This window comes from Kribbella solani (assembly GCF_014205295.1).
GTDB classification, from domain to species: domain Bacteria; phylum Actinomycetota; class Actinomycetes; order Propionibacteriales; family Kribbellaceae; genus Kribbella; species Kribbella solani.
Map to the genome: position 1 here is coordinate 4350939 of NZ_JACHNF010000001.1, position 25741 is coordinate 4376679.

At 68.6% G+C, this 25741-nt stretch carries 28 protein-coding genes; 15 read left to right on the plus strand and 13 right to left on the minus strand.

What is annotated here, in order from left to right; all coding sequences use genetic code 11:
* Positions 1-82: 82 nt before the first annotated feature.
* Genes HDA44_RS19735 through HDA44_RS19760 form a run of 6 tightly spaced genes read left to right on the plus strand, consistent with a single transcriptional unit; the run spans position 83 to position 4366 of the window.
* Positions 83-613, plus strand: coding sequence for a DUF6879 family protein (locus HDA44_RS19735; RefSeq protein WP_184836536.1), 531 nt, complete (start codon positions 83-85; stop codon positions 611-613).
* Positions 610-1467: a helix-turn-helix domain-containing protein gene (locus HDA44_RS19740; RefSeq protein WP_184836538.1), complete on the plus strand. Its 858-nt coding sequence runs from the start codon at positions 610-612 to the stop codon at positions 1465-1467. Before HDA44_RS19735 ends, HDA44_RS19740 begins: the two co-directional genes overlap by 4 nt.
* Before the next feature lie 59 nt (positions 1468-1526).
* Complete coding sequence (gene amcB, locus HDA44_RS19745) at positions 1527-2657, plus strand: cyclophane-forming radical SAM peptide maturase AmcB (RefSeq protein WP_184836540.1); 1131 nt, start codon at positions 1527-1529, stop codon at positions 2655-2657.
* Complete coding sequence (locus HDA44_RS19750) at positions 2651-2851, plus strand: hypothetical protein (protein ID WP_184836543.1); 201 nt, start codon at positions 2651-2653, stop codon at positions 2849-2851. The genes amcB and HDA44_RS19750 overlap by 7 nt, the downstream gene beginning before the upstream one ends.
* Positions 2852-2906: 55 nt before the next feature.
* Positions 2907-3530: a pentapeptide repeat-containing protein gene (locus tag HDA44_RS19755; protein ID WP_184836545.1), complete on the plus strand. Its 624-nt coding sequence runs from the start codon at positions 2907-2909 to the stop codon at positions 3528-3530.
* Positions 3527-4366 carry a hypothetical protein gene (locus HDA44_RS19760; RefSeq protein ID WP_184836547.1) on the plus strand — a complete coding sequence of 280 codons (840 nt, stop codon included), beginning with the start codon at positions 3527-3529 and terminating at the stop codon, positions 4364-4366. The genes HDA44_RS19755 and HDA44_RS19760 overlap by 4 nt, the downstream gene beginning before the upstream one ends.
* 148 nt (positions 4367-4514) lie before the next feature.
* On the opposite strand, the gene HDA44_RS19765 is transcribed toward HDA44_RS19760, so the two are convergent.
* Positions 4515-5894 (minus strand): NAD(P)H-quinone dehydrogenase, encoded by a 1380-nt coding sequence (locus HDA44_RS19765; protein ID WP_184836549.1) that lies wholly within the window; start codon positions 5892-5894, stop codon positions 4515-4517.
* A 31-nt stretch (positions 5895-5925) separates the two neighbouring features.
* On the opposite strand from HDA44_RS19765, the gene HDA44_RS19770 reads away from it, so the two are divergent.
* Positions 5926-6387 (plus strand): gamma-glutamylcyclotransferase, encoded by a 462-nt coding sequence (locus tag HDA44_RS19770; protein ID WP_184836551.1) that lies wholly within the window; start codon positions 5926-5928, stop codon positions 6385-6387.
* A 35-nt stretch (positions 6388-6422) separates the two neighbouring features.
* Positions 6423-8057 carry a phosphohexomutase domain-containing protein gene (locus HDA44_RS19775; RefSeq protein ID WP_184836553.1) on the plus strand — a complete coding sequence of 545 codons (1635 nt, stop codon included), beginning with the start codon at positions 6423-6425 and terminating at the stop codon, positions 8055-8057.
* Positions 8058-8092: 35 nt separating this feature from the next.
* Here HDA44_RS19775 and HDA44_RS19780 read toward each other — a convergent pair whose 3' ends face one another.
* From HDA44_RS19780 to HDA44_RS19795, 4 genes are all read right to left on the minus strand, one after another.
* Entirely contained in the window at positions 8093-8542 is a 450-nt protein-coding gene (locus HDA44_RS19780; protein WP_184836555.1) for a hypothetical protein, read from the minus strand.
* Between the two features lie 165 nt (positions 8543-8707).
* Positions 8708-9691 carry a neutral zinc metallopeptidase gene (locus HDA44_RS19785; protein ID WP_184836557.1) on the minus strand — a complete coding sequence of 328 codons (984 nt, stop codon included), beginning with the start codon at positions 9689-9691 and terminating at the stop codon, positions 8708-8710.
* Positions 9692-9804: 113 nt separating this feature from the next.
* The gene (locus HDA44_RS19790; protein WP_184836559.1) at positions 9805-10701 is read right to left on the minus strand and encodes an alpha/beta hydrolase; all 897 of its coding nucleotides are present in this window, start codon (positions 10699-10701) and stop codon (positions 9805-9807) included.
* A 20-nt stretch (positions 10702-10721) separates the two neighbouring features.
* Complete coding sequence (locus HDA44_RS19795) at positions 10722-11282, minus strand: PH domain-containing protein (protein ID WP_184836561.1); 561 nt, start codon at positions 11280-11282, stop codon at positions 10722-10724.
* 84 nt (positions 11283-11366) lie between these two features.
* On the opposite strand from HDA44_RS19795, the gene deoC reads away from it, so the two are divergent.
* Genes deoC through HDA44_RS19810 form a run of 3 tightly spaced genes read left to right on the plus strand, consistent with a single transcriptional unit; the run spans position 11367 to position 14629 of the window.
* The gene (deoC, locus tag HDA44_RS19800; RefSeq protein ID WP_184836563.1) at positions 11367-12323 is read left to right on the plus strand and encodes a deoxyribose-phosphate aldolase; all 957 of its coding nucleotides are present in this window, start codon (positions 11367-11369) and stop codon (positions 12321-12323) included.
* 4 nt (positions 12324-12327) lie between these two features.
* Entirely contained in the window at positions 12328-13764 is a 1437-nt protein-coding gene (locus HDA44_RS19805; protein WP_184836566.1) for an aldehyde dehydrogenase family protein, read from the plus strand.
* Positions 13754-14629, plus strand: a complete 876-nt coding sequence (locus HDA44_RS19810) for an aldehyde dehydrogenase family protein (RefSeq protein WP_184836568.1) — start codon at positions 13754-13756, stop codon at positions 14627-14629. The genes HDA44_RS19805 and HDA44_RS19810 overlap by 11 nt, the downstream gene beginning before the upstream one ends.
* A 217-nt stretch (positions 14630-14846) precedes the next feature.
* Here the strand turns inward: HDA44_RS19810 and HDA44_RS19815 are convergent, their stop codons facing one another.
* Positions 14847-15476 carry a hypothetical protein gene (locus HDA44_RS19815; RefSeq protein ID WP_184836570.1) on the minus strand — a complete coding sequence of 210 codons (630 nt, stop codon included), beginning with the start codon at positions 15474-15476 and terminating at the stop codon, positions 14847-14849.
* A gap of 17 nt (positions 15477-15493) precedes the next feature.
* Entirely contained in the window at positions 15494-16504 is a 1011-nt protein-coding gene (locus HDA44_RS19820) for a serine/threonine-protein kinase (RefSeq protein ID WP_184836572.1), read from the minus strand.
* 46 nt (positions 16505-16550) lie between these two features.
* On the opposite strand from HDA44_RS19820, the gene HDA44_RS19825 reads away from it, so the two are divergent.
* On the plus strand, positions 16551-17090 hold the full coding sequence (locus HDA44_RS19825) for an RNA polymerase sigma factor (RefSeq protein WP_184836574.1): 540 nt from the start codon (positions 16551-16553) through the stop codon (positions 17088-17090).
* On the opposite strand, the gene pepN is transcribed toward HDA44_RS19825, so the two are convergent.
* The 3 genes from pepN to HDA44_RS19840 are packed head-to-tail and all read right to left on the minus strand — an operon-like array spanning position 17077 to position 20813.
* Entirely contained in the window at positions 17077-19524 is a 2448-nt protein-coding gene (pepN, locus tag HDA44_RS19830) for an aminopeptidase N (RefSeq protein WP_184836576.1), read from the minus strand. The genes HDA44_RS19825 and pepN overlap by 14 nt on opposite strands.
* 9 nt (positions 19525-19533) lie before the next feature.
* Positions 19534-19935: a hypothetical protein gene (locus HDA44_RS19835; RefSeq protein WP_184836578.1), complete on the minus strand. Its 402-nt coding sequence runs from the start codon at positions 19933-19935 to the stop codon at positions 19534-19536.
* Entirely contained in the window at positions 19932-20813 is an 882-nt protein-coding gene (locus HDA44_RS19840; RefSeq protein WP_184836580.1) for a LysR family transcriptional regulator, read from the minus strand. Before HDA44_RS19840 ends, HDA44_RS19835 begins: the two co-directional genes overlap by 4 nt.
* Positions 20814-20895: 82 nt before the next feature.
* On the opposite strand from HDA44_RS19840, the gene HDA44_RS19845 reads away from it, so the two are divergent.
* Both HDA44_RS19845 and HDA44_RS19850 read left to right on the plus strand, forming a co-directional pair.
* Positions 20896-21639 carry a sulfite exporter TauE/SafE family protein gene (locus HDA44_RS19845; protein ID WP_337906163.1) on the plus strand — a complete coding sequence of 248 codons (744 nt, stop codon included), beginning with the start codon at positions 20896-20898 and terminating at the stop codon, positions 21637-21639.
* A complete protein-coding gene (locus HDA44_RS19850; protein WP_184836584.1) occupies positions 21636-21887 on the plus strand; it encodes a hypothetical protein in 252 nt (83 codons plus the stop codon). Before HDA44_RS19845 ends, HDA44_RS19850 begins: the two co-directional genes overlap by 4 nt.
* On the opposite strand, the gene HDA44_RS19855 is transcribed toward HDA44_RS19850, so the two are convergent.
* Together HDA44_RS19855 and HDA44_RS19860 are read right to left on the minus strand one after the other, a co-directional pair.
* Positions 21880-22344, minus strand: coding sequence for a YkvA family protein (locus HDA44_RS19855; protein ID WP_184836586.1), 465 nt, complete (start codon positions 22342-22344; stop codon positions 21880-21882). The genes HDA44_RS19850 and HDA44_RS19855 overlap by 8 nt on opposite strands.
* Positions 22345-22376: 32 nt before the next feature.
* Positions 22377-23210, minus strand: a complete 834-nt coding sequence (locus tag HDA44_RS19860) for an aldo/keto reductase (RefSeq protein ID WP_184836588.1) — start codon at positions 23208-23210, stop codon at positions 22377-22379.
* A gap of 56 nt (positions 23211-23266) precedes the next feature.
* On the opposite strand from HDA44_RS19860, the gene HDA44_RS19865 reads away from it, so the two are divergent.
* Positions 23267-24313, plus strand: coding sequence for an ArsR/SmtB family transcription factor (locus HDA44_RS19865; RefSeq protein ID WP_184836589.1), 1047 nt, complete (start codon positions 23267-23269; stop codon positions 24311-24313).
* Here the strand turns inward: HDA44_RS19865 and xylB are convergent, their stop codons facing one another.
* Positions 24314-25732 (minus strand): xylulokinase, encoded by a 1419-nt coding sequence (xylB, locus tag HDA44_RS19870; protein ID WP_184836591.1) that lies wholly within the window; start codon positions 25730-25732, stop codon positions 24314-24316.
* Positions 25733-25741 lie beyond the last annotated feature (9 nt).

The window sequence follows — 25741 nt, forward strand, 5'->3', positions numbered from 1 at the left end:
GGCCTGAAACCAGAAGAGACGTTCCTGGAGGTTCCGCAGGCACTCGTCGACCGGTTCGTGCACATGTACGTCGAGGAGAACTATGGAATCGATCTCCGTTCAGCAACGCCGGAAGCTGATCACGCAGACGCGCCGTCAGCTCAAGCTGGAACTGCGGGATAGTTATCAGGTCGACCAACAGGACCTCGAAGCCTGGCGCGCGGGCGACCACGCCGCACTCGAAGCCTCTTACGGCACCTGGCGAGACGAGGTCGCTGCCATGACCTCGGCCGGCCGTACGCTACGCCGGCTGCGGGTGGTGTCCGAGCCGCTGTCCGAGTACCAGCAGATGGCGGTTCGATTCAGCGGCGCCGCGGTAGACGCCGGCGAGAACCTTCGCTGGCTCCCGAGACGCCTCACCTCGACCGTCGCCCTGCCTGGAAACGACTGCTTCGTGCTGGACGAGAAGCTGGCGATGTTCAATGTGCTGGACGGTGACAACGACCGATTCGAAATCCAGCTCTACGACGACCCCAGGGTCGTCGCCTTCTGTCTGAACGCCTTCGAAACGGCATGGTCGCTGGCCACCCCACATTGCGAGTACCGGGCCGAGGAAGTGTCACGGCTGCGTTGAGCGACGGAGCATCGGGGGCCCGCAAGTCGTTCGGCCTCAAACTACGAGACCTGCGACGGGACGCCGGCCTGAGCGGCCGGGAGTTCGCCCGAGCGACCGGGCTGCACAACACGAAGATCTCCCGGATCGAACACGGCCGGCAGTACCCGTCGGAAGAGGACATCCGCCGGTGGTGCATTGCCTGCGGAGTCGCCCGCCGGATCGACGAGTTGATCGCGATCCATCGCGAAGTCGAGCAGATGTGGAAGGAGTACCGCCGCGATCTGCGCAAAGGTCAGCGGCATGTGCAGGAGCGTAGCGGCGAGCTGTACGCCCGTACTGGACTCCTGCGCGCATACGAGGCGATCGTCGTGCCTGGCATCCTGCAGACAGCCGGGTACATCCGTGCCGTGCTGACCATCAACGCCGAGCTCCACGATCTGCCGCTGGACGAGGTGGCGGGCGCCGTCGAGGCCAGACTCTCACGCCAGGGTCTGCTGACCCGTGGTGATGGCACCAACAACTATTCATTCGTCATCGAGGCCAGCGTTCTGAGCAACTGGTTCGGCGGCGCCGATGTGATGCGGGATCAGCTGAATTTCCTCGAGGCCGCCACTCGCCTGCCCAACGTCGCACTGGGGCTGATCCCGCCCGGTCATCGAACCATCTGGGGCGGTGAGTGCTTCTACATCTTCGACGACGAGCTGGTCCGGAGCGAGATGTGGACAGGGTCGTTCAGGACTTCTCAGTCCACCGACATCGCGTTCTTCGAGCAAGCATTCGAGCGGCTCCGGAGCAACGCCGTGTACGGCGATGCCGCGCGCCAACTCATTGCCACCCAGCTCGAGAATCTGCAAACTTCAGAAAACCCCTAGAAGCTCTCGCGCGCTGCGAACGAAGGTTGTCATCTGGCCGAGTTCCACAAGGAGTTCAGATGACTGATCCGGCGGCAACCGCCGAGTGGTTTGCGCGGGAACCCTCGTCCTTGATCCTCCAGCCCACCACGCTGTGCAACCTGAACTGTGTCTATTGCTACCTGCCCGAACGGGCGAAGAAGCGGGACATGACGGTCGAGGTGGCGGCCGCGATCGCCGATGGAATACCCGCTGGCTGGCCGTCTATGGGAGCCATCGACGTCGTCTGGCACGGTGGCGAGCCGTTGACTGTCGGGCCGGAGAGTTTCCTGAAGCTCATCCGGCCGTTCGAACAACTCCGCGTTGCAGGTCGCGTGAAGCAGGTCATCCAGACCAACGCGACTCTTGTCACCGAGCAGTGGTGTGATGTCTTCTCGGCGTACGACGTCGCGGTCGGCGTGAGTATCGATGGCCCGCCGGCCGAAAACATCGGACGAGTCGACTGGCGGGGACGGCCTGTATTCGACCGGATCGTAGCGGGCATTGAGCGGCTCAAACGACACGGCATTTCTTTCACCGTCATCGCCGTGGTCGGCAAGTCGCAGATCAGCCAGGCGAAGATCATCCTCGACTTCCTGAGGGATCTGGGCTGCGCGCAGGTGGGGCTCAATCTGGAGGAGCAGGAAGGTGTCAACACCCGTGCGGGGACGCCATCGGCGGACCAAGCGCGCCGGTTCTGGCGCGACACCATCGAGTGGGCACACGCCAACCCCGAGGTCAGTGTCAGGGAAATCGTCCAGCTCCTCGACTTCCTCACCCTCACCCCCGACAGACGAAGCTCCGACACAAAGCACGACCTGATACCGACCATCGGTGTGACCGGCGACGTCGTGCTCCTTTCACCGGAACTGCTCGGCACGCAGGCTCCGGCCTACGGGAACTTCATCGCCGGCAACGTCACTCAAGAGCCATTGTCGTCAATCTTGGACCGGGCACCCGGCCTGCGCTATGTAAAGGACTTCGCCCGTGGCATCGAGAACTGCAAGTCGACCTGCGAGTTCTTCGCCGTCTGTCAGGGCTCGCACGCCGGAAACCGGTACTTCGAGCATCGCGACTTCACCGTCACCGAGACCGAGCACTGCAAGACATCGACCCAGGCCCTCGTGCTGGCGATGGCCGATCTGACGCTTGAACGGAGCCGGGCATGCTGACCCTTCTCGAACGACTCGCCAACGGTACGGAGCCGATCCTTGCCGACTTACTGCAGCGCCGACGCGCCGAAACGGAATCCGCGCCCGATACGATCGACATCGTTGATTGGAACAACAAGCCAGGCTGGGACAACTGGAACCAGAAAGCACCAGCCTGGAAGAAGAAGCGCGTCTACTTCACGAAGAAGAACTAGAGGCCGCCAGGTGCAGACCACGACGTACGGCAGGACGCGGATCGTCCTGCCGCATGTGGAGGACGAACTGCATCCGGCCGGCACGGTTCCCACATCGGGCAAGCTGGCAGACTTCGTGTTCACCACGCCACAGGTTCGTCACCTGGCGATGTCCGACGGCCGCCTACTGGGCGGCCGCGTGACGGGCTCCGAAGCGCAGCGCGTCACATTCGATCGGGTGCGGCTCGAGTCGCTGTTCATCGAGGACGTCAGCTGGACCTCTGCCCAACTGACCGATTGCACATTGTCCCGGGTTGTGTTCCGTCGCTGCAAGCTCCTCGGTACTCGCTTCGTCGCCACCCGGTTCAGCAATGTCGTCTTCGAAGACTGCCGGCTCGAGTACGCGGATCTCGACCGGGTCGTCAGCGAGGGACCGGTGGTCTTCGTCCGCACGCTGGTCAACGAGACGACGTTCAGCGACTGCCGATTTCCCGGCGGTGCAATGACCGAGTGCGAGCTGAAGTCGGTCACGTTTGCGGGCGGCGACTACGTGGACTTCGACGTACGTGGAACCGACCTGACTACCGTGCGGGGAGCCGCCAGCCTGAGCGGGACGCTGATCACGCCCGAGCAGCGATACCAGCTCGCGGAGGCTTTGGTGAATGAGCTGGATCTGCGGTATCCGGAGGATGACGCGTGACGGACGACGCGGCGCGCCGAGGATGGATGGACCGCCATCTCAGCTGGTTCGCTGACTACTTCGGCGTGCTGATCGTCGGCCAGTCCGTACACACCGATCGGTTTCACTCCGTCGGTGCCAAAGTCGAGCTCGACGGTGGCCCCGCGTGGCTTCGGGTGGTGTACGCCGATCCGGAATGGGGTGTGGGCGAATACCTTGACGGCAATGTGACAGCCGGCGAACTCGACTTGCCCAGGCCGCACGTGCTTCGGTGGCTGGAGCGGGAGGATGAAGGCCGCCGGCTGCGTGCCGAGCTGCAGACCTACATCGCCGCCCGCCCGATCGCGCCGGGAATGATCCTTACCTCCGAACCGGAACTGCCTGAGCCCTGGTTCGACAGGCTTCGAGAGATACTCGACCAACTCGCCGCTCACCCGTCGCCGCGATCCGGATTGGATCCCGACGACCTCGACCACGGCATTCGTGCCTTCTTCGGGGTCGGCATCTCCACCCGATCAGTACCTTGGACATCCGCGCACTGCGATCTCCATTGGAACAATCTGACGGCTCCGGAGCTTTTCCTGCTCGACTGGGAGATCTGGGGAAAGGCGCCGGCTGGATACGACGCCGCGACGCTGTACTGCGCGAGTCTTTTGACGCCAGATGCCAACAGCAACATCCAGCACACGCTTGGCCGGCACCTCCAAACCACCGCCGGCCGAATCGCAACCTTGGCCGCCGCCGTACGCTTCCTGCGATTTGTCGACGAAGGCCAGTACTCACCTCTGGCGGCCCCGCTCCACGCGGCCGCCCACTCGGCGCTCATCAACCTCTCACCAATCAATGGGCTCAGTTGACCACGAGTAAGCCGATAGACCGGCGCCCGCCAGGCAGCCGCTGAACTCTTCTCTGTCTTTGTCTTTCCTTATCTTTTCTGTGCCTTTGTCTTTTCTGGTTGTTTTCTTGTTTGTTGTTCTTGTTGCTTTTCGGGGCTGTGGGGTCCGGTTAGTTGCGGAGGTGGAGGCGGCGGGCGGCTTCGGCTATGGAGCCGGTTATGGAGGGGTAGACGGTGAAGGATTGGGCTACCTGGTCGACGGTGAGGCGGGCGCCTACGGCCAGGGAAATGGGGTGGATGAGTTCGCTGGCTCGGGGGGCTACTACTACGCCGCCTACGACGATTCCGGTGTTGGGGAGGCAGAAGAGTTTTACGAAGCCGTCGCGGACGCCTTGCATTTTGGCTCGGGCGTTGTCGGCGAGGGGGACCTTGACGACGAGGGCGGTGCTGCCGCCGGCGTCGACGGTTGCCTGGGTCAGGCCGACGGTGGCGATTTCGGGGGCGGTGAAGACGTTGGCGGAGACCGTTGACTGGTCCAACGGTGTGACGGCGTCGCCGAGCGCGTGCGCCATCGCGATCCGGCCCTGCATCGCGGCCACCGACGCGAGCATCAGGACACCGGTGCAGTCGCCGGCCGCGTAGACGCCGCGGGCGGTGGTACGCGACACCCGGTCGACCTGGACGAAGCCGCCGTCGGTGAGCGACACGCCCGACTCGACCAGGTTCATGTCGTCGGTGTTCGGGAGGGAGCCGACGGCGAGCAGCGCGTGCGAGCCCTCGACCGTACGGCCGTCGGTGAGCGTCACCACGACACCGTCGCCGCGGCGCTGGACCGACTCGGCGCGGGACTTGCTCAGTACGGTCAACCCGCGCCGCTTGAACACGTCCTCCAGCACCGCCGCCGCGTCGGCATCCTCCCCGGGCAGCACCCGGTCCCGCGAGGACACCAGGACCACATCGCTGCCGAGCGCGTCGTACGCGCTGGCGAACTCGGCGCCGGTGACACCTGACCCGACCACGATCAGCCGCTCCGGCAGTTCGGAGAGCTCGTAGACCTGCTCCCAGGTAAGGATTCGCTCGCCGTCCGGCTCGGAGCCCTTGAGGATGCGAGGCCTTGCACCGGTGGCGATCAGCACCACGTCGGCGTCCAGCCGCTCGTCGCCGACGACCACGGTTTCGGGTCCGTCGAGCCGGCCCCGGCCCTGGATCACCCGCACCTTGTCCCGGTCCAGCCGGCGGCTGATGCCGGTGGACTGGGCGGCGGCCAGCGCCTTGACCCGTTGGTTGACGACGGAGAGATCGACACGCACGGAGTTGGCCGGATCGTCGTCGCCGTCGTCCAGCCGGACGCCGAGCTCGCCTGCCTCCTCCACCTCGGTCATCACCTCGGCGGTGGCGATCAGCGTTTTGCTCGGTACGCAGTCGGTGAGCACCGCTGAACCGCCGATTCCGCCGGAATCGACAACTGTCACCTCCCCGCCGAGCTGGGCAGCCGCACTGGCCGCTTCGTACCCGCCTGGACCGCCTCCGATGATCACAACTCGCGCCACGGGAGGCCATTGTTCCGTATCCTCTGATTCCGTGAACCTGTACGCCGCGTTTGCGTCGAATCTGGACCCGAACCTGATGGCCGACCGGTGCCCGTACTCGCCGCTGCGTGGGACCGGCTGGATCACCGGTTGGCGGCTCACGTTCGGTGGCGAGGAGCTCGGCTGGGAGGGCGCGATGGCGACCGTGGTCGAGGACCCGGCCGACCCGTCCAACCAGGTCTTCGTGGCGCTGTACGACGTGCACCCGAAGGACGTCGAGCGGCTGGACGAGTGGGAGTGGATCGACCAAGGCGTGTACCGGAAGATCCAGGTCCGCGTACAGACGCTGGACGGCGAGCAGCTGGCCTGGATGTACGTGCTGAACGCCTACGAAGGCGGGCTGCCCTCCGCCCGCTACCTGGGCGTCCTCGCCGAGGCGGCCGAGGCCGCCGGCGCCCCGGACGACTACGTCGCCGACCTGCGCGCCCGCCCGTGCCAGTCGTCTGGTCACTAGGCGTGGGATCACCAGACAGGGCCTAAAGTGCATGTGTGACAGATGATTTGAAGGCTGCCGCCGAGGCGTGGCTGCGTGAGGACCCTGACCCCGATACCCGCGCCGAGCTGGAGCGGCTTTTGGCTGCCGGGGAGACTGCTGAGCTGGCCGATCGCTTCGCCGGCACCCTCGAGTTCGGTACGGCGGGACTGCGCGGTGCCGTCGGCGCCGGCCCGAACCGGATGAACCGGGTGGTCGTGATCCGCGCCGCCGCCGGCCTCGCGGCGTACCTGAAGGCGCAGGGTCGTACGGATGGCCCGGTGCTGATCGGGTACGACGCGCGCCACAAGTCCGATGTGTTCGCCCGGGACACCGCTGCCGTGATCCGCGGCGCCGGCCTGGACGCGGTCCTCCTGGATCGCCCCGCGCCGACCCCGGTGGTTGCCTTCGGAATCAGGCACTTGAAGGCCGTCGCGGGCGTGGTCGTGACCGCGTCGCACAACCCGCCGCAGGACAACGGGTACAAGGTCTACCTGGGCGACGGTTCGCAGATCGTGCCGCCGGCCGATGCCGGGATCGCGGCCGCGATCGCCGCGGTCGGACCGCTGGCCGAGGTGCCGCGCGGTGACGACTGGCAGACCACCGGCGACGACCTCCTGAACGCGTACCTGGACCGGATCGCCGAGCTCGTCCCGGCGGACGCGCCACGGGACCTCAAGGTGGCGTACACCCCGCTGCACGGCGTCGGGCGCACTTTGGTCGAGGCGGCCGTCGCCCGGGCCGGGTTCGAGGCACCGCGGGTGGTGCCGTCGCAGGCCGACCCGGACCCCGACTTCCCGACCGTCTCTTTCCCGAACCCGGAGGAGCCCGGCGCGATCGACGCCGCGCTCGACCTGGCCCGCGAGATCGGCGCCGACATCGCGGTCGCGAACGACCCGGACGCGGACCGTTGCGCGGTCGCGATCCCGGATCCGGCCGCCGCGGACGGCTGGCGGATGCTGCGCGGCGACGAGCTCGGCGCCCTGCTGGGTGAGTTCCTGCTGTCAAAGCGCCCGGACGGTGTGGCCGCCTGCTCGATCGTGTCGTCCTCGTTGCTCGGCAAGATCGCCGCCTCGTACGACGTGCGGTACGCCGAGACGCTGACCGGATTCAAGTGGATCGGCCGCGTACCGGAGCTGGTCTTCGGCTACGAGGAGGCACTCGGGTACTGCGTGGACCCGTCGGCCGTGAAGGACAAGGACGGCGTGTCGACGCTGGTCCGCGTACTGCAACTGACCGCGCAAGCGAAGGCGGCGGGGCGTACGTTGCTGGATTTGCTGGACGATCTCGCGATCAGGCACGGTCTGCACGCGACCGATCAGCTGTCGGCGCGGGTCGAGGACCTGTCCTTGATCGGCGCGGCGATGGACCGGCTCCGGGCCACGCCACCGGCGACGCTGGGTACGTACACGGTCGAGCGGATCGACGACCTGAGTCAGGGGTCGGCGGCACTGCCCCCGACGGACGGGCTGCGGTACACGCTGTCCGCGGGCGCACGCGTGGTCGTACGCCCGTCGGGGACGGAACCCAAGCTGAAGTGCTACCTGGAGGTCGTCGTGCCCGTGACCAGGGACGTGGCCACGGCGCGCACCACGGCGGCGGCAGCGTTGGCAGCCATCAAGACCGACCTGGCTGCCGCGGCAGGTATCTAGAAACGGAACACCTGGCGGGTGGTTCCGGTCCCGGATCAGCGGGCGGCGGCGGCCGCCTCGGCTGCCTCGGCGTGCAGAGAGCTCTGCAGCGACGAGTGCAGGATGCGGAGCGTGCTGGTGGACTGCATCAGCGCGTCCCGCTCGTCCGGGTTCCGGTTCGCCAGCGCGGTGATGTCGTTGATGCTGGCCTCGATCCGGGCGATCCGGTCCGCGACCGTACCCTCCTGGCTGCTGGCCTTGCGGATCGCGTCCGACGTGACCGTCCAGACGTCTTCCTTGTCGTTGGTCCGCCGGGACATGTCCACCATCTGGCTGAGCGCGGCCAGGTCGTGGTCGACCTGGGTCCGCTCGACCGGTGCGGTGATCCCGACGGTGGCCTGCCGCAGCCGGGTGACGTGCCCGGACAGCTCCGACCAGGTGCTCCGACCGCTCTTGATCTTGTCCAGCACCTTCGCGTACTCGGTGTTGAACTCGTCGTAGTTCACTTTGACTCCTGCTCGTTCGACGATCGACTCAGAACTCTAGGGCGTGCGCACCGAAAACTTGTAGCCACACGATCGCAGATCGTGCAGGTGTCGCCAAAACGCAACAGCCGCCCGGTACGCCAACGCGTACCGGGCGGCTGAGTTACGTCAGGACTTCAGCGGGGTTCAGGAGACCGCGCTGGAGGCCGCGTTGAAGGTGTTGCAGCGACCCGCGTAGGTCTTCGAGCTGGCCGCGTAGAAACCGGCCTGCGACCACCAGCCGTGGTTCTTCATCGAACCGTGGTCACGCGCACCGCCCGGCTGGTCGCCAGAGTGCTGCACCAGGTAGACCCACTGCTGGTACAGGCCACCGCTCATCGGGTAGTAGCGCTTGTTCGCGCCGATGTTCGCCGAGCCCAGGCAGGACGCCTGCAGCTCACGGCGACGGCTCTCCTCCATCTGGCCCGCGTAGGTGCTGATGGCGCGCTGACGCTGCCAGGAGGCGCCCAGGATTCCGGTCAGGAACTGGACGTGGTGACCGTACTCGTGCGACAGCGTGTTGGTCGCGTACGCCCGCGCGAACGTCGGGCTCTGCTTCCAGAAGTTCGTGACCGTGTAGGTCGGGATGTACAGCAGGCCGTTGCCGTAACCGCAGTAGAACGCGGTCCCGCCCCGCACCACGCCACACGGCGAGTTGACCGCGCTCGACTGGTGGAAGATCAGCTTCGGAGCGACCTTGTACGCCGCGCCGGCCTGCTTCAGCGGCAGCGCCCAGGACGCGTAGAGGCACTTGAACAGCTGGGTGTCGTACGCCACGACGCCGGCGTGGGTACGCAGGGAGACGTTGACTTCCTTGCACTTCGACGCGGTGATCGGACCGGTCTTGTACAGGCGGTTGTAGCGGACGACGTTGGTCGTCGAGGACTTCGTCGTCAGGCCTTCACCGGCCGGCGGCGGGCCGGCGACCATGCCGGTGCCGTCCAGCAGGATCGGCTTCGGGGTCGCGGCGGCCTGGGTCGCGGCGGTGCTGACCGAACCGGCGGTCGCGGCGGTGGCCGCCGAGCCGGAGGTCTGTGCTGCCTGGGCGGGCAGCGCCAGCGTGGCGGCGAGGCCGGCCAGGGCACCGGCCGTGGCCAGGCCACGCAGGGTTGTGCGGGAGAGGTTGACCATGAGCTCCACTCTCGATGTGTCTTCAGGGACCTGTCAGCCCAATCCTGGGTGCACAAAGGTTCACCCGGGGCCGAACACGACGTGAGACGCGGCGATTCTCGCCACAGTTCCCGTCAGGACGGAAGTTTCGCACCCAGGAATCGCAGGTGGTCAGGCAGCATGCGCCGCCAGTAACCGGGGGTGTGCCGGCCGGCCTGCTGACCACCCGCCGCCCGCAGCTCGTCGCGCAACTCGAGCGCGGCGTCCGCGAACGGATCGTCCCGGCCGCAGTCGATCCGGACGGCGACGTCGCGGAATCCGTTGGGGCGCCCGAAAACCTGGCTGCGTTCGAAGTCGCCGGCGTCGTCGAATGCGCCCGGCTGCGCCTCTCCGTACGTCCGCCACAACGCCGGACTGAGCGCGCCGACCGCGACAGCCTGGACCTCCGGCCGTACCCGCCGTTGCCACGACTGCAGTGCGACCCAAAGCAGTGCGCCGTACCCGCCCATCGACCAGCCGAAGACGCCGTACCGGTCGATCCGCAGACCGCGCTTGGCCAGCAGCGGGAGGAATTCCTGATTGAGCATGTACCCGGTGTCGTTGCCGTCCGTCCGGTGATGCCAGTAGCTGTCCTTGCCGCCGTCCACCGTGGCGATCGCAAAAGGGCGTGTACCACCCTGTACGGCCGCGGTCAGGTACTTGTCGATGCCGAGGTCGTTGACCGCCGAAGTGTGGTCGCCCCCACGACCGTGCAGGACGATGACGACCGGAAGCTCGGCCGACGCGGCGTACCCGTCCGGGTAGAGCACGCGGTAGCCGACCCGGGTGCCCCGGCCGTACGACTCGAAGCTGCCGGACACCGCCGGACCAGCTGGTACGTCAGGCACTACACCGTCCGGCCCGGTCAGCCCGAGGGCCTCGTGTACGCGCGCCCGTCCTGGGATCACACCGGTCTCCAGCGCAGCCACTCCCGCGACACCAGCCGCGCCGGCCGCGACACCGGTCCGGAGCAGCGCCCGTCGTGTCAGCACTGACTTAGCCCAGCGCCGGCTCAGCGGACCAGGGCCGCGACGATGGCGACGACGGCCAGTACCGCGACGATGATCAGCTCGGGCCGCGCCCAGCGGGTGATCACTTCGCCGGTGGACTGCTCGGCGTACTGGTCCTGGTGGGTCTCGATCCGGTTCACGACGAAATCGGCCTTGGAGATCGAGCTGTCGGCCGCCAGCTTGCGGCCGCCGACGCGCTGTTTGCGCATGTCCCGCATCACCAGCTGGACGCCGGGAGCGCGGAACTTGGTGTCGCCGGCGTGCACCCGGAGGATGTCGGTGATGTCCACGCCCGACACCGCCGACCAGGGGATCTCGTGGTCGCGGAGATGGTTACGCAGCAGCAGGTTCTCCGGGCTGAGGGTGACCGACGGGCGCATCAGGCCGACATACGCCAGCACCATGAAGATCCCGATGATGCTGCCCACCAGTAGCCCACTGGCGGTCCGCCACTCCAGGATCACGTCGAGCAGGCCGAGCGCCCCGATCACCAGCACGATGCTGCCGGTGATCCGGTTCGATGCCGACATGTAGTGCTCGCTCTCGGGCGACTTCGACTTCACCCCGACAACGTAACCGGCGACCGGTACTACCACTAGCGGCGGTGACCGGAACGTCACCTGCGGCGTCGGCACTAGACTGCCGTGGTGACCACTCTCGACAGCGGCGTCGACAGCCTGGCCGACGTGACCTCGTCCGAGGACCGGCTGCGCCGGTTCCTGCTCGGGCTGCCGGGCGTCGACCAGGTCGGCGCCGAGGCCCGCGCCGCCACTCTGAGCACCCGTTCGATCAAGACCAGCGCCAAGCAGTACGCGCTGGACCTGGCGATCCAGATGATCGATCTGACCACGCTGGAGGGCCAGGACACCCCTGGCAAGGTGCGCGCCCTGTGCGCGAAGGCGAAACGGCCCGACCCGGCCGACACGACCGCGCCGCGGGTGGCCGCGGTCTGCGTCTACCCGGACCTGGTCGCGACCGCGAAGCGCGAGCTGCAGGGCTCCGGGATCAACGTCGCGAGTGTCGCGACCGCCTTCCCCAGCGGGCGTTCCAGCCTGGCGATCAAGGTCCAGGACACCAAGAACGCGGTCGCCGACGGCGCCGACGAGGTCGACATGGTGATCGACCGCGGGGCCTTCCTGTCCGGGCGGTACGCGATGGTGTTCGACGAGATCGCCGCGATCCGCGAGGCCGCCGGTGACGCGCATCTCAAGGTGATCCTGGAAACCGGCGAGCTGGTCACGTACGACAACGTCCGCCGGGCGTCCTGGCTGGCGATGCTGGCCGGCGCCGACTTCATCAAGACCTCCACCGGCAAGGTGTCCCCCGCGGCCACGCTGCCGGTGACGCTGGTGATGCTGGAGGCGGTCCGCGACTATCACGAGGCGACCGGGCTGCACATCGGCGTCAAGCCGGCCGGCGGTATCCGGACCGCGAAGGACGCGATCAAGTACCTGGTCACCGTCAACGAGACGGCCGGACCGGACTGGCTGGACCCGGAGCTGTTCCGCTTCGGCGCCTCCAGCCTGCTGAACGACCTGCTGATGCAACGCACCAAGCTGGCCACCGGGCACTACCCCGGCCCCGACTACTTCACCCTGGACTGACGGCATGAGCAGATTCGAGTACGCCCCCGCGCCCGAGTCGCGGGCGATCGTCGACATCAAGTCGTCGTACGGGCTCTTCATCAACGGGCAGTTCGTCGACGCTACCGACGGGAAGCCGTTCAAGACCGTGTCGCCCGCCTCCGAGGAGGTGCTGGCCGAGGTCAGCGAGGCCGGTCCGGCCGACGTCGACAAGGCAGTACGCGCCGCCCGGAAGGCGTTCGACAAGGTGTGGGGCCCAATGAGCGGGAAGGACCGGGCCAAGTACCTGTTCCGGATCGCGCGGCTGATCCAGGAACGCGCCCGCGAGCTGGCCGTGCTGGAGTCGCTGGACAACGGCAAGCCGATCCGGGAGTCCCGCGACGTCGACATCCCGCTGGTGGCGGCACACTTCTTCTACTACGCGGGCTGGGCGGACAAGCTCGAGTACGCCGGCGTCGGTGACGACCCGCGGCCGTGGGGCGTGGCCGGCCAGGTGATCCCGTGGAACTTCCCGATGCTGATGCTGGCCTGGAAGATCGCGCCCGCGCTGGCGGCCGGCAACACGGTCGTGCTCAAGCCGGCCGAGACCACGCCGCTGACCGCGCTGGCGTTCGCGGAGATCTGCCGGCAGGCCGATCTGCCGCCGGGTGTGGTCAACATCGTCACCGGCGCGGGCCACACCGGTCAGGCGCTGGTCGAGCACCCGGACGTGGACAAGGTCGCGTTCACCGGCTCGACCGATGTCGGCCGGGCGATCGCGCGCTCGGTCGCCGGCACCCGCAAGGCGGTCACGCTGGAGCTCGGCGGCAAGGCGGCGAACATCGTCTTCGAGGACGCGCCGATCGACCAGACGATCGAGGGCATCGTCAACGGCATCTTCTTCAACCAGGGCCACGTCTGCTGCGCGGGTTCGCGGCTGCTGGTCCAGGAGAGCGTGTACGACGAGGTGCTCGGCCGGCTGAAGCGGCGGATGGAGACCCTGCGGGTCGGCGATCCGCTGGACAAGAACACCGACATCGGCGCGATCAACTCGGCCGCCCAGCTGGCGAAGATCCGGGAGCTGTCGCAGATCGGCGAGGACGAGGGCGCCGAGCGCTGGTCGCCGGAGTGCGAGCTGCCGGCCAACGGCTTCTGGTTCCCGCCGACCGTGTTCACCGGCGTCTCGCAGGCGCACCGGATCGCCCGCGAGGAGATCTTCGGCCCGGTGCTGTCGGTGCTGACGTTCCGGACCCCGGCCGAGGCGGTCGAGAAGGCGAACAACACCCCGTTCGGGCTGTCGGCCGGGATCTGGACCGAAAAGGGTTCCCGGATTCTCTGGATGGCGAACCAGCTACGCGCCGGCGTGGTCTGGGCGAACACGTTCAACCGCTTCGACCCGACCTCGCCGTTCGGCGGGTACAAGGAGTCGGGCTACGGCCGCGAGGGCGGCCGCCACGGCTTGGAGGCCTACCTTGCCCACTAACGAGACGCCGAGGCTGGAAGTGCGCAAGACCTACAAGCTGTACGTCGGCGGCGCCTTCCCACGCAGCGAATCCGGCCGGTCCTACGTGGTGAACAATGCCAAGGGCAAGTTTCTCGCGAACGCGTCCCAGGCCTCCCGCAAGGACGCCCGGGACGCGGTGGTCGCGGCCCGGATGGCGTTCGGCGGCTGGCACGCGCGGACGGCGTACAACCGTGGCCAGGTGCTGTACCGGATCGCCGAGGTGATGGAGGGGCGGCACCAGCAGTTCAGTACCGAGGTGGCCGCCGGTGAAGGGATCTCGATCGGCAAGGCCCGCGCGGTCGTGGACGCGTCGATCGACCGCTGGGTCTGGTACGCGGGGTGGGCCGACAAGCTCGCCCAGGTGGTCGGGTCGTCGAACCCGGTCGCGGGCCCGTACTTCGACTTCTCGTTGCCCGAGGCAACCGGCGTGGTCGCGGTACTTGCTCCGCAGGACTCGTCGCTGCTCGGTCTGACCAGCGTGATCGCGCCCGCGATCGTCTCCGGCAACACGGTCGTCGCGGTCTCGTCGTACGAGCGCCCGCTGCCGGCCGTGACGCTCGGCGAGGTGATGGCGACCTCCGACGTACCGGGTGGTGTGGTCAACATCCTCACCGGCTCCGCGTCCGAGATCGGGCCGTGGCTGGCATCGCACCAGGACGTGAACGCGATCGACCTGTGCGGCGTCGCGTCCGAGGACGAGGCCCGCGACCTGGAGATCGCCGCCGCCGGCAACCTCAAGCGGGTACGCCGTCCGGCCGACGAGGACTGGACCGCGGACCAGGGACTGTCGCGCCTCACGCAGTACCTCGAACTGAAGACCGTGTGGCACCCGATCGGAGTCTGAGCAGCGAACCGCTGCAGCCAACTCAGCGCCCTCCGAGAGGCTCCCCAAACCAGTTCGGGGAGCCTCTCGAGCACGACCGGGGAGCGCAACTGCCCGATTCGGGAGGGCACGACTCCCCAAACCGGTTTGGGGAGTCGTGCCGCACGGCGGCGGGTGCAGGGCGGGTGCAGGGCGGGTGCAGGGCGGGTGTGCAGGGCGGGTGCAGGGCGGCGGGGTACTAGCGGACAACTGTCCTGGTCAGGGCCGGGTTGGGGTTCGGGAAGCAGGCGACCGGCGCGGTGGTGGTGATGAACTTCCATTTGATCTTGGCCTGCAAGGTGAGGCCGGGGTCGTCGTAGCTGCTGCCTTTGAGCCGGGTCTCGACGGCCGTGCCACGGCCGCCGGATCTGAGCCGCACGCTCAGTGTCGGCAGTTCGTAGTTGGCACCGCCAGGAATCGGGCCGGCCACTTTGACGACCACGACGTTCCCGTCGCGCTGGATGCTCGGCGTGGAGTTGAGCCCGGAGCCGCCGGACAGGCTCGCGCTGAGGTAGACGGAGTTCGCCGGGACCGGCACCCGCAGCGCCAGGTCGCGGACCTCCTTGAGCTTGAAGCCCTTGACCTCGCTCGGCAATGCGCCCGGCTGGAGATCGACGGCGATGGTGAAGCGGGTGTTGGGGCGTACGGTGGCCGGCGCCTTGGCGTTGACGCCCTGGCGCAGGGACAGAGTGTGCTGACCGAACTTGGTGTTCGCCCGGCACGCATAGCTGGCAACCGGCTGCGCCGCCGAGGCGGCCTGCGCCGGCGGGAGTTGGACGATGAGAAGCGGAAGAACGGCGAGCACCACAAGACTGCGGTAAGTAGCCATGAAACTACTCTATGCAGTCACCTTGTGAAGAGGAACCAGCCGCCCACGCCCGCCGCTACGAACACCACGGGCAGCGCGAGCAAGTACCATGCGCGCATCCGCCGCCGGCGCCGTACCGGTGGATCGGTCGCGACCGTCGTGTCCAGGTCGTCGTCCGTGATCGCGGTGCGCTCCCCGGCCCGCAGCGGCGCCTCCTGCTCCAGCCGGTACGCCTCCGCCTCCAGCCGGTCGGCCAGGGTGTCGGCGCGCTCCCAGCGGTCGGCGACCCGGTACGCGAGTGCTCGCCCGAAGACGTCATCGAGCTGGCCGACCGAGTCGTGCAGTACGGAGCGCAGGCTCGGCGGCGGGAGATCGGGGTCGCGGTTGAGTACGTCGCCGATCGAGCCCGCGGTGTACGGCGGATGGCCGGTGAGCAGCGCGTACGTCACCGCGCCGACCGCGTAGATGTCCGCCCGCTCGTCGAATCCACCGTCGCCGCGACCCTGCTCCGGCGCCATGTACGACGGCGTGCCGACCGCCTGGGTCAGCCCGGACGCCTCGGCGGCCCGTTTCGCCAGGCCGAGGTCCGCAAGCACGATCCGGTGCGTACCGCCGCCGGCTTCGGCGCCCGCGCGGAGCAGCAGGTTCGCCGGGGTGACATCGCGGTGTACGACACCCTCGCCGTGCAGCGCCGCGACCGCCCGGGCCAGGTCGGCGCCCCACCAGAGCGCGTCCACGGCGTCCAGGCGACCCTGCCGAAGGACCTCGGCCAAGGTACCGCCGCCGACGTAGTCCATCACGAAGTACGGCCGGCCGTCGTCGAGTTTGCCCAGGTCGAAGACCCGGACCACCCGGTCGCTGGCGATCCGGCGCATCAGCCGCGCCTCGGACAGGAAGCGTTCGCGCACGTCGGCGCGGGACGCCCAGTTGTCCGCGAGGATCTTGACGGCGACGTCGACGTCCAGGTCGTCGTCGTATCCCCGCCACACCGTCGCGAACGCACCGGCGCCGATCTTGTCCCGCAACCGGTACCGCCCGATGACATCCATCCCGGCTATTGTCGGTCACAGCGAGCTCATCCAACACTGGGGGACGATGAACGACGAGCTGGAGGTCCTGGCTGCTCGCGCGGCGGCCGGTGATCAGGCTGTGCTGCCGGAGCTGCTGCGGGCGATCCGGCCGCAGGTGCAGCGGCGGGTGGCCAAGTTCCTGCCGTACCGGGAGGACGCCGAGGAGGCCGTCCAGGACACCCTGCTCCAGGTCGCGAACAAGGTGCACACGTTCAAGGGCACCGGCAGTTTCGCCGGGTGGGTGACGATCGTCGCCACCAACCAGGCCCGGCAGACGTACCGCTCGCTCAAGCGCCGCTCGGTCGAACAGTCCGCCGAGCTGCTGCCCGAGTCCGTCGACCCGCGGACCACCTCGGTGATCGCGGGCTCCCGGCTGGACCTGCTGGAGGCGCTTGAGGCGCTGGAGTCCAGTCACCCACAGCTGGTTCAGCCGCTGGTACTGCGTGATCTCGGCGCGCTCACGTACGCCGAGATCGCCGACGAGCTGGATGTCCCACTCGGCACCGTCAAGGCCCGCATCCACCAGGCCCGGAAGGCCGTCGCGGAGCGGCTCACCGTCCGCTGAACGCCTGCCGGACCGCGAGCGTACGGCGCAGGTCGTCGAGGAAGTCCGCCGTCTGCCGGCGGATGCCCGAGACCACCTCCGCGTTCCCGATCAGCGCCTCGGCCGGGGCGATCAGCGCCGGATCGATCGCGTACCGGGGCGCGATCCGGCGTACGGTCAGGCTGACCACCATCCCGGCCCGGATCTCGCCGGTCCGCGGGATGTCGGTGAAGTAGCGGTCGACGTACGGAGCCGTGACTCCGGACTGCATCGGGTGCCAGAAACCATCGGCCGCGGCCAGCAGTTCCTGCACGCCCATCGACGGGTCGGTCATGATCCGCGTCCAGGCCGCCTCTTTGCCGTCCGGCAGCGCGGCGCGGCAGCGGGCCGCGTGGTTCACGCCCTCGGTCGACTTGTCCCGGCCCAGCTCGGCGTCGATCTCGGCCGCTCCGAAGGCGCCGAGCCGAACCAGCCGCAGGGTGATCGACCAGCGCAGGTCCTGATCGATCGCCAGACCGTCAGGGCCCGCCGAACCCTCCAGCCAGGACTGCAGCAGGCGCGCGTCATCGGTGGTCGCGACGACGCCGCGGGCCGTGATCAGCTGCAGGCTGCTGCCGGGCTCGGTCGTCGCCAGTTTGTTGCTCAGGGCATCGGCAATCGGGCCGCGGGCCGCTTCGTACTCCAGGTAGCCGCCGAGCACCCGGTTCTCGAGCCAGCCGATCAACGAGCCGACCGCGATGTCGCTGTCCTCGGCCGGCAGCGCGGCGCGGAACAGGTCGAGCGCCTGCCGCGGGTCGAGCTCGGCGTCGGCGACCGCGTCCCGGATCGAGTTCCAGATCACCGCGCGGGTGGTACTGTCCGCGATCGTTGGCAGCACCCGCGGCAGGACGGCGAGACTGGCCGGATCGAGGCGGATCTTCGCCCAGGTGTCGTCACCGGCATCCGGCACGACAACCGCGACATCCTTGCCCAGCGCAACTTCCACTGAATCAGAGTCCAGTACGACGTCGGCCAACGTGGCCGATCCGTCCGCGGCGTACCCGCCGACGCTCAGCTTGTGCAACCGGCGCGACGAGTCCGGGCTCTTCCGGTGCAGGACGGCGCCGGAGTCCGTACGCTCGACCGTGATCGTGTCCACGCCCGCGGTCCGCAACCATTGGTCCACCCAACCGTCAAGCCCTTGCGCGCCGGCCTCGGTGAGCTTCGCGACGAACTCGTGCAGGTCGGCGTTGCCGTACTCGTGCGCCTCCAGATGCGCGTTCACGCCCTTCAGGTACACGTCATCACCCAGGTACTTCGCCAGCTGCTTCAGCACCGCCGCGCCCTTCGCGTACGAGATGCCGTCGAAGTCGTCGAGCGACTGGCGAGCGTCCTTCAGGCTGTCCGGTGCCACCGGGTGCGTCGAACTGCTCTGATCGGTCTGCAACCCCCACCACTTCCGCACGAACGCGAAGTCGGTCCAGTTGCCGCCGTAGCTGGTCGCGTCCTCGGTCACGCGGTGCGCCATGTACTCGGCGAACGACTCGTTCAGCCACATGTCGTTCCACCACTTCATCGTGACCAGGTCACCGAACCACATGTGCGCCATCTCGTGCACGACGATCCGCGCGCGGGTACTGCGCTCCGCTTCGGTCGCCTGCCCGCGGTACAGCAGGCCGTCGGTGAAGGTCACGCAGCCCGGGTTCTCCATCGCGCCGAGGTTGAAGTCCGGTACGAACACCTGCCAGTACTCGCCGAACGGGTACCGCGCGCGGAACAGCTGGTGGTACGCGTCGAACGCTTCTCCGGTGGTGCGGAACAGATCCTCGGCGTCGCGGTCCAGGTACTCCTTCAGCGACTGCCGGCAGGCGAGGCCGAGCGGAATGCCGTCATGCTCGTCCCGGAGCTGGTGGTACGGCCCAGCGACCAGCGTGACGAAGTACGTCGACAGCGGCTTGGTCTCGGCGAGCGTCCACTCCCCCGGCGCGGTCCGGGTGGCGGCACCGTTGCCCAGGACGATCCAGTCCTCGGGACACTTCACCGCGACCGTGTACGGCGCCTTGAGGTCGGGCTGGTCGAAGCACGGGAAGTATCGCGGCGCGGACTCCAGCGACGACATGCCGTACGTGTAGACCCGGCCGTCCGCGACGTCGACGGATCGCACCAGACCCTCACCGTCCGCGGAGTACTTCAGCTCGGCCGTGACGACCAGGTCGTTCTCCGCCTGCAAACCGGTCAGCGGGAACCGGCCGCCGTCGAGCGCGGCCGGGTCGAGCGACTGCCCGTTCAGGAAGACGGCGATGAGCCGCTCGGGCTTCACGTCCACCCAGGTGCTCGTACTCGTCGCATCGAAGCGAATCCGGCTGCTCGTCACGAACGTGTCGCCCTCGCCGGTCAGGTCGAACGAAACCTCGTACGACCGCAGGCTCAGGTCTGCCGCCCGCTGCCGGGCCTCTTCCACTGTCAACGCACGCATGGGTGAACGCTATCCCTCGCCGCCGGTCACCTTGCGACGCGCGGTGTCTGCTGCCAGCGCCGTGTTCGCTGCCAACGACGCGACGGCCCGGATCTGCTCGTCCTGGGTACTGTCCAGCACCGCGGCGATCAGGTCGGCGTCGGCGGGCTCGGCGAGCGTGGTGAGGACGTTCAACGCGCTCAGGTGGTCGAAGCCGGCCTGGATGTCGTCACTCGCCTCGACCGGCGGCCGGGAGATGATCTCGCGAGCCACCTGCCGTACGTCGTCGGCCATCGGTTCGAGCGGGTTGCCGCCGCTCAGCTGGGTGTACGCGGCCGCGACCTGGTACATGTTCAGCGCCCGGCAAACGGTCGGGATGTTCGCACTGTGCAGCAGCGCGCCGAACGCCTGCAAGGGAATGTCCACGCTCATGTAGGCACGCTAGCCGCCAGATGCAAGTGCTCGGCCAGCAGGTGCACGGACTCCGGCGCATCGGTGGCATAGCAGAGTAGGTGCTCGCGTGTGGACCAGGCGTCCTGGAGCGGGCAGATGTCCACGTCGGCGTTGGAGTACACGGCCCGGCGGGGTACGACGGCCAGCCCGGCGCCCGCGGTCGCGAGCGTGATCAGGGCGTGCAGCGTCGGGACCAGCGTGCGGTAGCGGGGCGCCGGCGCGTGCCGACCTAGGCGTTCGTCCATCCATTGACTGAGCGGTGAGTGCCGGTCCAGTCCTACCAGCGGGTGCTCCGCGACCTCCGCGTACGCGATCGAGGCGCGCCCGGAGAGGATGCCGCCCGCCTGGCCGATCACGACCAGGGAGTCGTCGGCGAGCGGTTCGGTCCGGAGCTGGGTGGGTTCGTCGTCGAGGATCACGCCGAGATCGGCCTCACCGGCAGCCAGCAGCCGGACGCTGCGGACCGTCCGCCGCTCGGCCACGTTCACGTCGTACTCGGGGTGGTCGCGGAGGAACGTCGCGAGGGCGAGCGGGACGAGCTGGTGCATCGCGGACCCACCGGCGACCAGCCGGATCGGGGCGGTACGGGCGACCGCGTACGAGGCGACCGCGCTGTCCAGGCGGATCGTTTGGGCGAGTACGTCACGGGCGTGCCGGGCGAGCGTGGCACCGGCCGGAGTGAGCCGTACGCCCCGGCGCTCGCGCACCAGCAGGGGTACGCCGGCCTGCGCTTCGAGCGCCCTGACCCGCGCGCTGGCCGAAGGCAGACTGAGGTGCATCATGCGCGCGCCGCCGGTGATCGAGCCTTCTGCCGCGACGTTCGTGAACAGGCGGAGGTCATCCAGGTCGTAGCGCATGAACCCAGCCTACGCCTCAGCCTTAGGCTGGCTACGGGGATCGCGCATTGTGACTGCCCGGCCGAACCCTGATCCTCGAAGAGTGCTGCTGATCCTCCTGGCCGGTGTCGTGGCCGGCGCGCTGAACGCCGTCGGCGGTGGCGGGAGTTTCGTGGCGCTGGCCGCGCTGGTCGCGACCGGGATGCCGCCGGTGACCGCGAACGCGACCACGACGGTCGCGATGCTGCCGGGGAACGCGACCAGCGCGTGGGTCTACCGCCGCGAGATCGAAGGGATCGGGCAGCCGTCGCGGACCCGGTTGACGCTGGCGAGCGTGCTGGGTGGGGCGCTCGGTGCCGGGTTGCTGCTGTGGTTGCCGTCGGCATCTTTTGACGTGGCGGTTCCTTGGCTGCTGGCGTTCGCGACCGTCGTGCTGGCGTTCGGAAAGCGGGTGAGCGCGGCACTTCGGCTGGGCCGGCCGGGGCCGGCGGTGATCTTGGCCGGGCAGTTCGTGCTGGCGATCTACGGTGGGTATTTCGGCGGCGCGGTCGGGCTGATGATGCTGGCGTTCTGGACCGCGACGACCTCGCTGGACCCGGCGCGGGGGAACCCGCTGCGGGTGATTCAGGTCGCGGCCGTGTACTTGACGGCCGGCGTGGTGTTCGTGTTCGCCGCTGACGTGTTGTCGCGGCCGGTCGCGTTGGTGGCGATGCTTGGTGGGGCGATGGTTGGCGGGTACGCGGGTGCACAGCTGGTCCGGCGGATGCCGGCGCGGGTCCTTCGTACGCTCGTCCTGACGACCGCGGTGCTGATGACCATGGTGTTCTTCGTCCGGGCGTTCGGATGAACCGCGCCGAGCTGGCGATGGCGTATCAGGCCTGCGAGGTGGCCGATCTGGCGGCCGCGTTCGTACGCGACCCGGGGGAAGCAACCGAGCAAGCCGCCCGGGTACTAGCCGCCGCCAAGGCGCTGGTTGCCGCCGCCAACCGCCTGACCACGGGTGAACCGCCGACCGATCCGCTCCAGTTGTTCGCGTACGAACATCCGGAAGAGGCAGCCGCCGACATAGCCAGCTGGTTACAGCGGACTACTTGAGCTGCTGTTGCTCACGTTCTTTGCGGAGGTAGAGGCCTGCCGCGGTGGAGACGCTGGTGAGGAGCCACACGCCTACGCCGGCGTCGTCGGTGACGCCAATGATCGGGAGCAGGTCGGGGATGATGTCGATCGGCGAGACCAGGTACACCAGCGCGAGCAGCCACAGGAACGTGCGGCTCTTCGGCAGGTCCGCGTACGTGCCGCGGCGGACGTCGCGGAGCAGTCTCGGCAGTGCCTGCGCCCGCTCGATCACATTCCCGACCGGTACCGGCTCGCCGCGCGCGATCTTCCGCCGCCGCACCACCCGCCGGCGTACGACCCCGAGCGCGCCGACCCCGACCCCGATCACCAGCAGGCCGGCCCCAAGTCCAACCGCGGGCACGCCAAGCACGTCACCGTCGCGGAACACCAGCGTCAGCAACCCGATCAGCGCGATCAACCCACCGAAAGGCACCATCCAGCAACTGTAGGCGGTCCCAACCCGAACCGTCAGCTCACCGGGCTGAGGGCGCCCAGACGGTTCAGGTGGTCGGTGGTCAGGTTCAGACCGGTGGCGGCGACGTTCTCCGCCAGATGGTCCAGTGAGCTGGTGCCTGGGATCGGGAGCACGACCGGTGAGCGGTGCAGGAGCCAGGACAGCGACAGCTGGGCGGCGGTCGCTCCGAGTTCGGTGGCGATCATCCCGAGCAGTTGGGACGCGGCATGTTCGCCGTGCGCGATCGGCACCCACGGGATGAACGCGATCCCTTCGGCGGTGCAGTAGTCCACGACCGCTTCGTGCTGCCGGTCGGTGAGGTTGTAGCGGTTCTGCACGCTCACCACATCCACGTACTGGCGAGCCGCTTCCACCTGTTGCACCGACACCTCCGACAGCCCGATGTGCCGCACCTTGCCCTCGGCAACCAGTCCGGCCAGGGCGCCGAGCTGATCGGCGAACGGTACGGCGGGATCGACGCGATGCAGTTGCAGGAGGTCGATCCGCTCGACCCGCAGCCGGCGCAACGACAGCTCGGTGGCCTGACGCAGGTACTCGGGCCGTCCGCACGGTACCCACTCACGTGGTGACGGGCGGGTGTGCCCGACCTTCGTGGCGATCAGCACGTGGTCGTACGGATGCAGGGCTTCGGCGAGTAGTTCCTCGTTGGCGCCGACGCCGTACGCGTCCGCGGTGTCGATGAAGTCGACCCCCAGCTCGACCGCGCGACGGGCGACCCGGATCGCTTCGGTACGGTCGGCGGCCGGACGGTACCCGGTCAGGCGCATCGCGCCGAAGCCCAGTCGGTGGAGGTCGAGTTCGCCGATCTTCAAACGCAGGTTGTTCATACCGGACAGAGTCCGGCCGACGGACGGCGTCCCGGAAATGATTTAGGCTGAGCTGAATGCTGACGATCACCTTCACCGTGCCGGACCTGGCCCGGACGCGACTCGCGATGTCGCCGCTCTGGGAGGCCGTGGCGAGCATCCGGCTGCTGAAGGCGGCGCGGCCGCACCCGTTCCATCGCCGCTGGGTGTCGGCGGCGTGGGCGCGGCTCGCCGGCGCGGAGCTGGGGCTGCTCTTCGATCTGGTCGATCCCACCGCCTGGTACCTGGCCGACTTCCTCACCCCGCCGCCGAACAGTCCGCTGCCGGACCTCGAGTCCGACCTCGGCGCACTCCGCCGGGTACCGCCCGAGCAGGTCCGCGCCGACCTGGACGTTCTCGCGTACGCGCGCCGTACGCCGCTCGGATCGCTGGCCGAGGTGCGGGTGCCACGCCGGTTACGGCGGCCGCGGCCGGGCGAGCTGCCGTCCACGGCGGTCGTCGAGCTGTACGCCGACCCGAGCGCGGGCATCGCACGGCTCGCGGACCAGGTCGAGGTGTACTGGGAGCTCGCGATCGCGCCGTACTGGGGACGGATCCGCGCGCTGCTCGACGGCGATCTGCTGTACCGCGGCCGGCGGTTGGGGCAGGCCGGGCCGGCCGGGTTGTTCGAGGACCTGGCCGACGGCGTGCGGTGGCGCGACGGGACGCTGACGATCCGGCATCGGCGGTTCCAGGGTGAGCGGAGGCTGGCCGGTGAAGGGCTGCTGCTGATTCCGTCGGCGTTCCTCTGGCCGACGGTGTACTCGACCACGATCCCGCCCTGGCAGCCGACACTCACGTACCCGGCGCGTGGTGTCGCGGGGCTGTGGGACGAGTCGAGGCGCGCGACCCCGGCGGGGTTGGCCGGTGTGCTGGGCAGGTCACGCGCCGAACTGCTCAATCAGCTCGACGGTCCGCTGTCGACCACCGAGTTGGCGCGGCGCACCGGGCTCACTCCGGGTGGTGTGTCACAGCACCTCACGGCTCTTCGTGACGCCGGGTTGGTTGTCTCCCACCGCGTTGGGCGGGTGGTGCTGTACGCCCGTACGCCAGCTGCCGAGACGCTACTCGCCGCTTCCTCGTGATTACTGGTTGTAGGGGGTGGAGAGGAGTGGGCGGGTGTTGGTGAGGACCTGGTGGTAGTTGGCGCGGATGGCGGGGGCGTCGACGGTGATCGCGGGCTCGGGTTTGCCGAGGGGGACGTGCCAGGTAGGTGGGGTGGCGGCGCCGGACAGCGCCCAGGCGGCTTGGCGGGCGGCGCCCAGGGCTACGTACTCGGCTGGTTCAGGGAGGACGATCTCCGCGCCGAGCAGGGCCGGGGCGAGGGCTTGGACGGCGCGGGAGCGGGCGCCGCCGCCGAGGAGCAGGACGCGGTGTACGGGGACGCCCTGGTCGCGGAGGGCATCAACAGCGTCGGCCAGGCCGCAGAGCAGGCCTTCGACGGCCGCGCGGGCCATCGTGGCGGGCTGCATGGTGGCGCGGGTGAGGCCGTAGACCAGGCCGGTGGAGTGCGGGAGGTCGGGCGTACGTTCACCGTCCAGGAACGGGAGCAGGACCAGGCCGTCGCTGCCGGCTGAGGTGATGGCTGCCTCGTCGAAGGCGGACAGGTCAAGGCCGAGGAGTTGTGCGGTCGCGGACATCACGCGGGCGGCGTTCAGGGTGCAGACGAGCGGCAGGTACTCGCCGGTCGCGTCGGCGAAGGCGGCGACCAGGCCGGAGGCGTCCTTCGTCGGGTGCGCGGAGCGGGCGAACGCGGTGCCGCTGGTGCCGAGCGAGACCGCGACGTCGCCGGGTTGCAGGTCGAGCCCGAGCGCGGCGGCCGCGTTGTCGCCCGTACCAGCCGCGATCACCGCGCCGAACGCCGTCTCCCCCACCACTTCACCTGGTCCGGCAACACGCGGCAGAACAAGCTCCCGCCCGAACGCAAGCTCCACCAGATCAGTCCGGTAGTCGTTGGTCGTCGGCGACCACCACCCAGTACCCGACGCGTCGCCCCGGTCGGTGGTGATCCCGTCAATCCCGGACCGATCCACAGCCAGCCGATGCGTCATCCAGTCATGCGGAAGCACAACCGCCGCCGCCCGCGAAGCCGCTTCCTTGTCGCGTACCCAACGGAGTTTGGTGACGGTGAAGGACGGGACGGGGACCGAGCCGATTGCTTCGGCCCACGCCGCTGGGCCGCCTAGCTCCGCGATCAGTTCGGTGGTGGCATCCGCCGAACTGGTGTCGTTCCACAGCACCGCCGGGTGGACGACCTCGCCGGACTCGTCCAGCAGGACCATGCCGTGTTGCTGCCCACCGACCGCGATCGCCCGCACGCCGTCCAGCAGACCGTTGGACGCGGCCTCCCACGCCTTCCACCACTCGGCCGGGTCCACCTGGGTGGCATCCGGATGCGGCGCCCGCCCTTCGCGAACGACCGCCCCAGTCTCGGCGTCGCACACCAGAACCTTGGTCGCCTGGGTCGAGCAGTCCACCCCGGCAACCAGCCTCAGCTCAGTCATAGCTCCCAG

Bases quoted from the DNA above. Each gene is read 5' to 3' on its own strand.
- HDA44_RS19735 (WP_184836536.1), top strand. From the start codon at position 83: ATGGAATCGATCTCCGTTCAGCAACGCCGGAAGCTGATCACGCAGACG.
- amcB (WP_184836540.1), top strand. From the start codon at position 1,527: ATGACTGATCCGGCGGCAACCGCCGAGTGGTTTGCGCGGGAACCCTCG.
- HDA44_RS19750 (WP_184836543.1), top strand. From the start codon at position 2,651: ATGCTGACCCTTCTCGAACGACTCGCCAACGGTACGGAGCCGATCCTT.
- HDA44_RS19785 (WP_184836557.1), bottom strand. From the start codon at position 9,691: ATGGTCAACCTCTCCCGCACAACCCTGCGTGGCCTGGCCACGGCCGGT.
- HDA44_RS19805 (WP_184836566.1), top strand. From the start codon at position 12,328: ATGAGCAGATTCGAGTACGCCCCCGCGCCCGAGTCGCGGGCGATCGTC.
- HDA44_RS19815 (WP_184836570.1), bottom strand. From the start codon at position 15,476: ATGGCTACTTACCGCAGTCTTGTGGTGCTCGCCGTTCTTCCGCTTCTC.
- HDA44_RS19820 (WP_184836572.1), bottom strand. From the start codon at position 16,504: ATGGATGTCATCGGGCGGTACCGGTTGCGGGACAAGATCGGCGCCGGT.
- HDA44_RS19825 (WP_184836574.1), top strand. From the start codon at position 16,551: ATGAACGACGAGCTGGAGGTCCTGGCTGCTCGCGCGGCGGCCGGTGAT.
- pepN (WP_184836576.1), bottom strand. From the start codon at position 19,524: ATGCGTGCGTTGACAGTGGAAGAGGCCCGGCAGCGGGCGGCAGACCTG.
- HDA44_RS19835 (WP_184836578.1), bottom strand. From the start codon at position 19,935: ATGAGCGTGGACATTCCCTTGCAGGCGTTCGGCGCGCTGCTGCACAGT.
- HDA44_RS19840 (WP_184836580.1), bottom strand. From the start codon at position 20,813: ATGCGCTACGACCTGGATGACCTCCGCCTGTTCACGAACGTCGCGGCA.
- HDA44_RS19850 (WP_184836584.1), top strand. From the start codon at position 21,636: ATGAACCGCGCCGAGCTGGCGATGGCGTATCAGGCCTGCGAGGTGGCC.
- HDA44_RS19855 (WP_184836586.1), bottom strand. From the start codon at position 22,344: ATGGTGCCTTTCGGTGGGTTGATCGCGCTGATCGGGTTGCTGACGCTG.
- HDA44_RS19860 (WP_184836588.1), bottom strand. From the start codon at position 23,210: ATGAACAACCTGCGTTTGAAGATCGGCGAACTCGACCTCCACCGACTG.
- HDA44_RS19865 (WP_184836589.1), top strand. From the start codon at position 23,267: ATGCTGACGATCACCTTCACCGTGCCGGACCTGGCCCGGACGCGACTC.
- xylB (WP_184836591.1), bottom strand. From the start codon at position 25,732: ATGACTGAGCTGAGGCTGGTTGCCGGGGTGGACTGCTCGACCCAGGCG.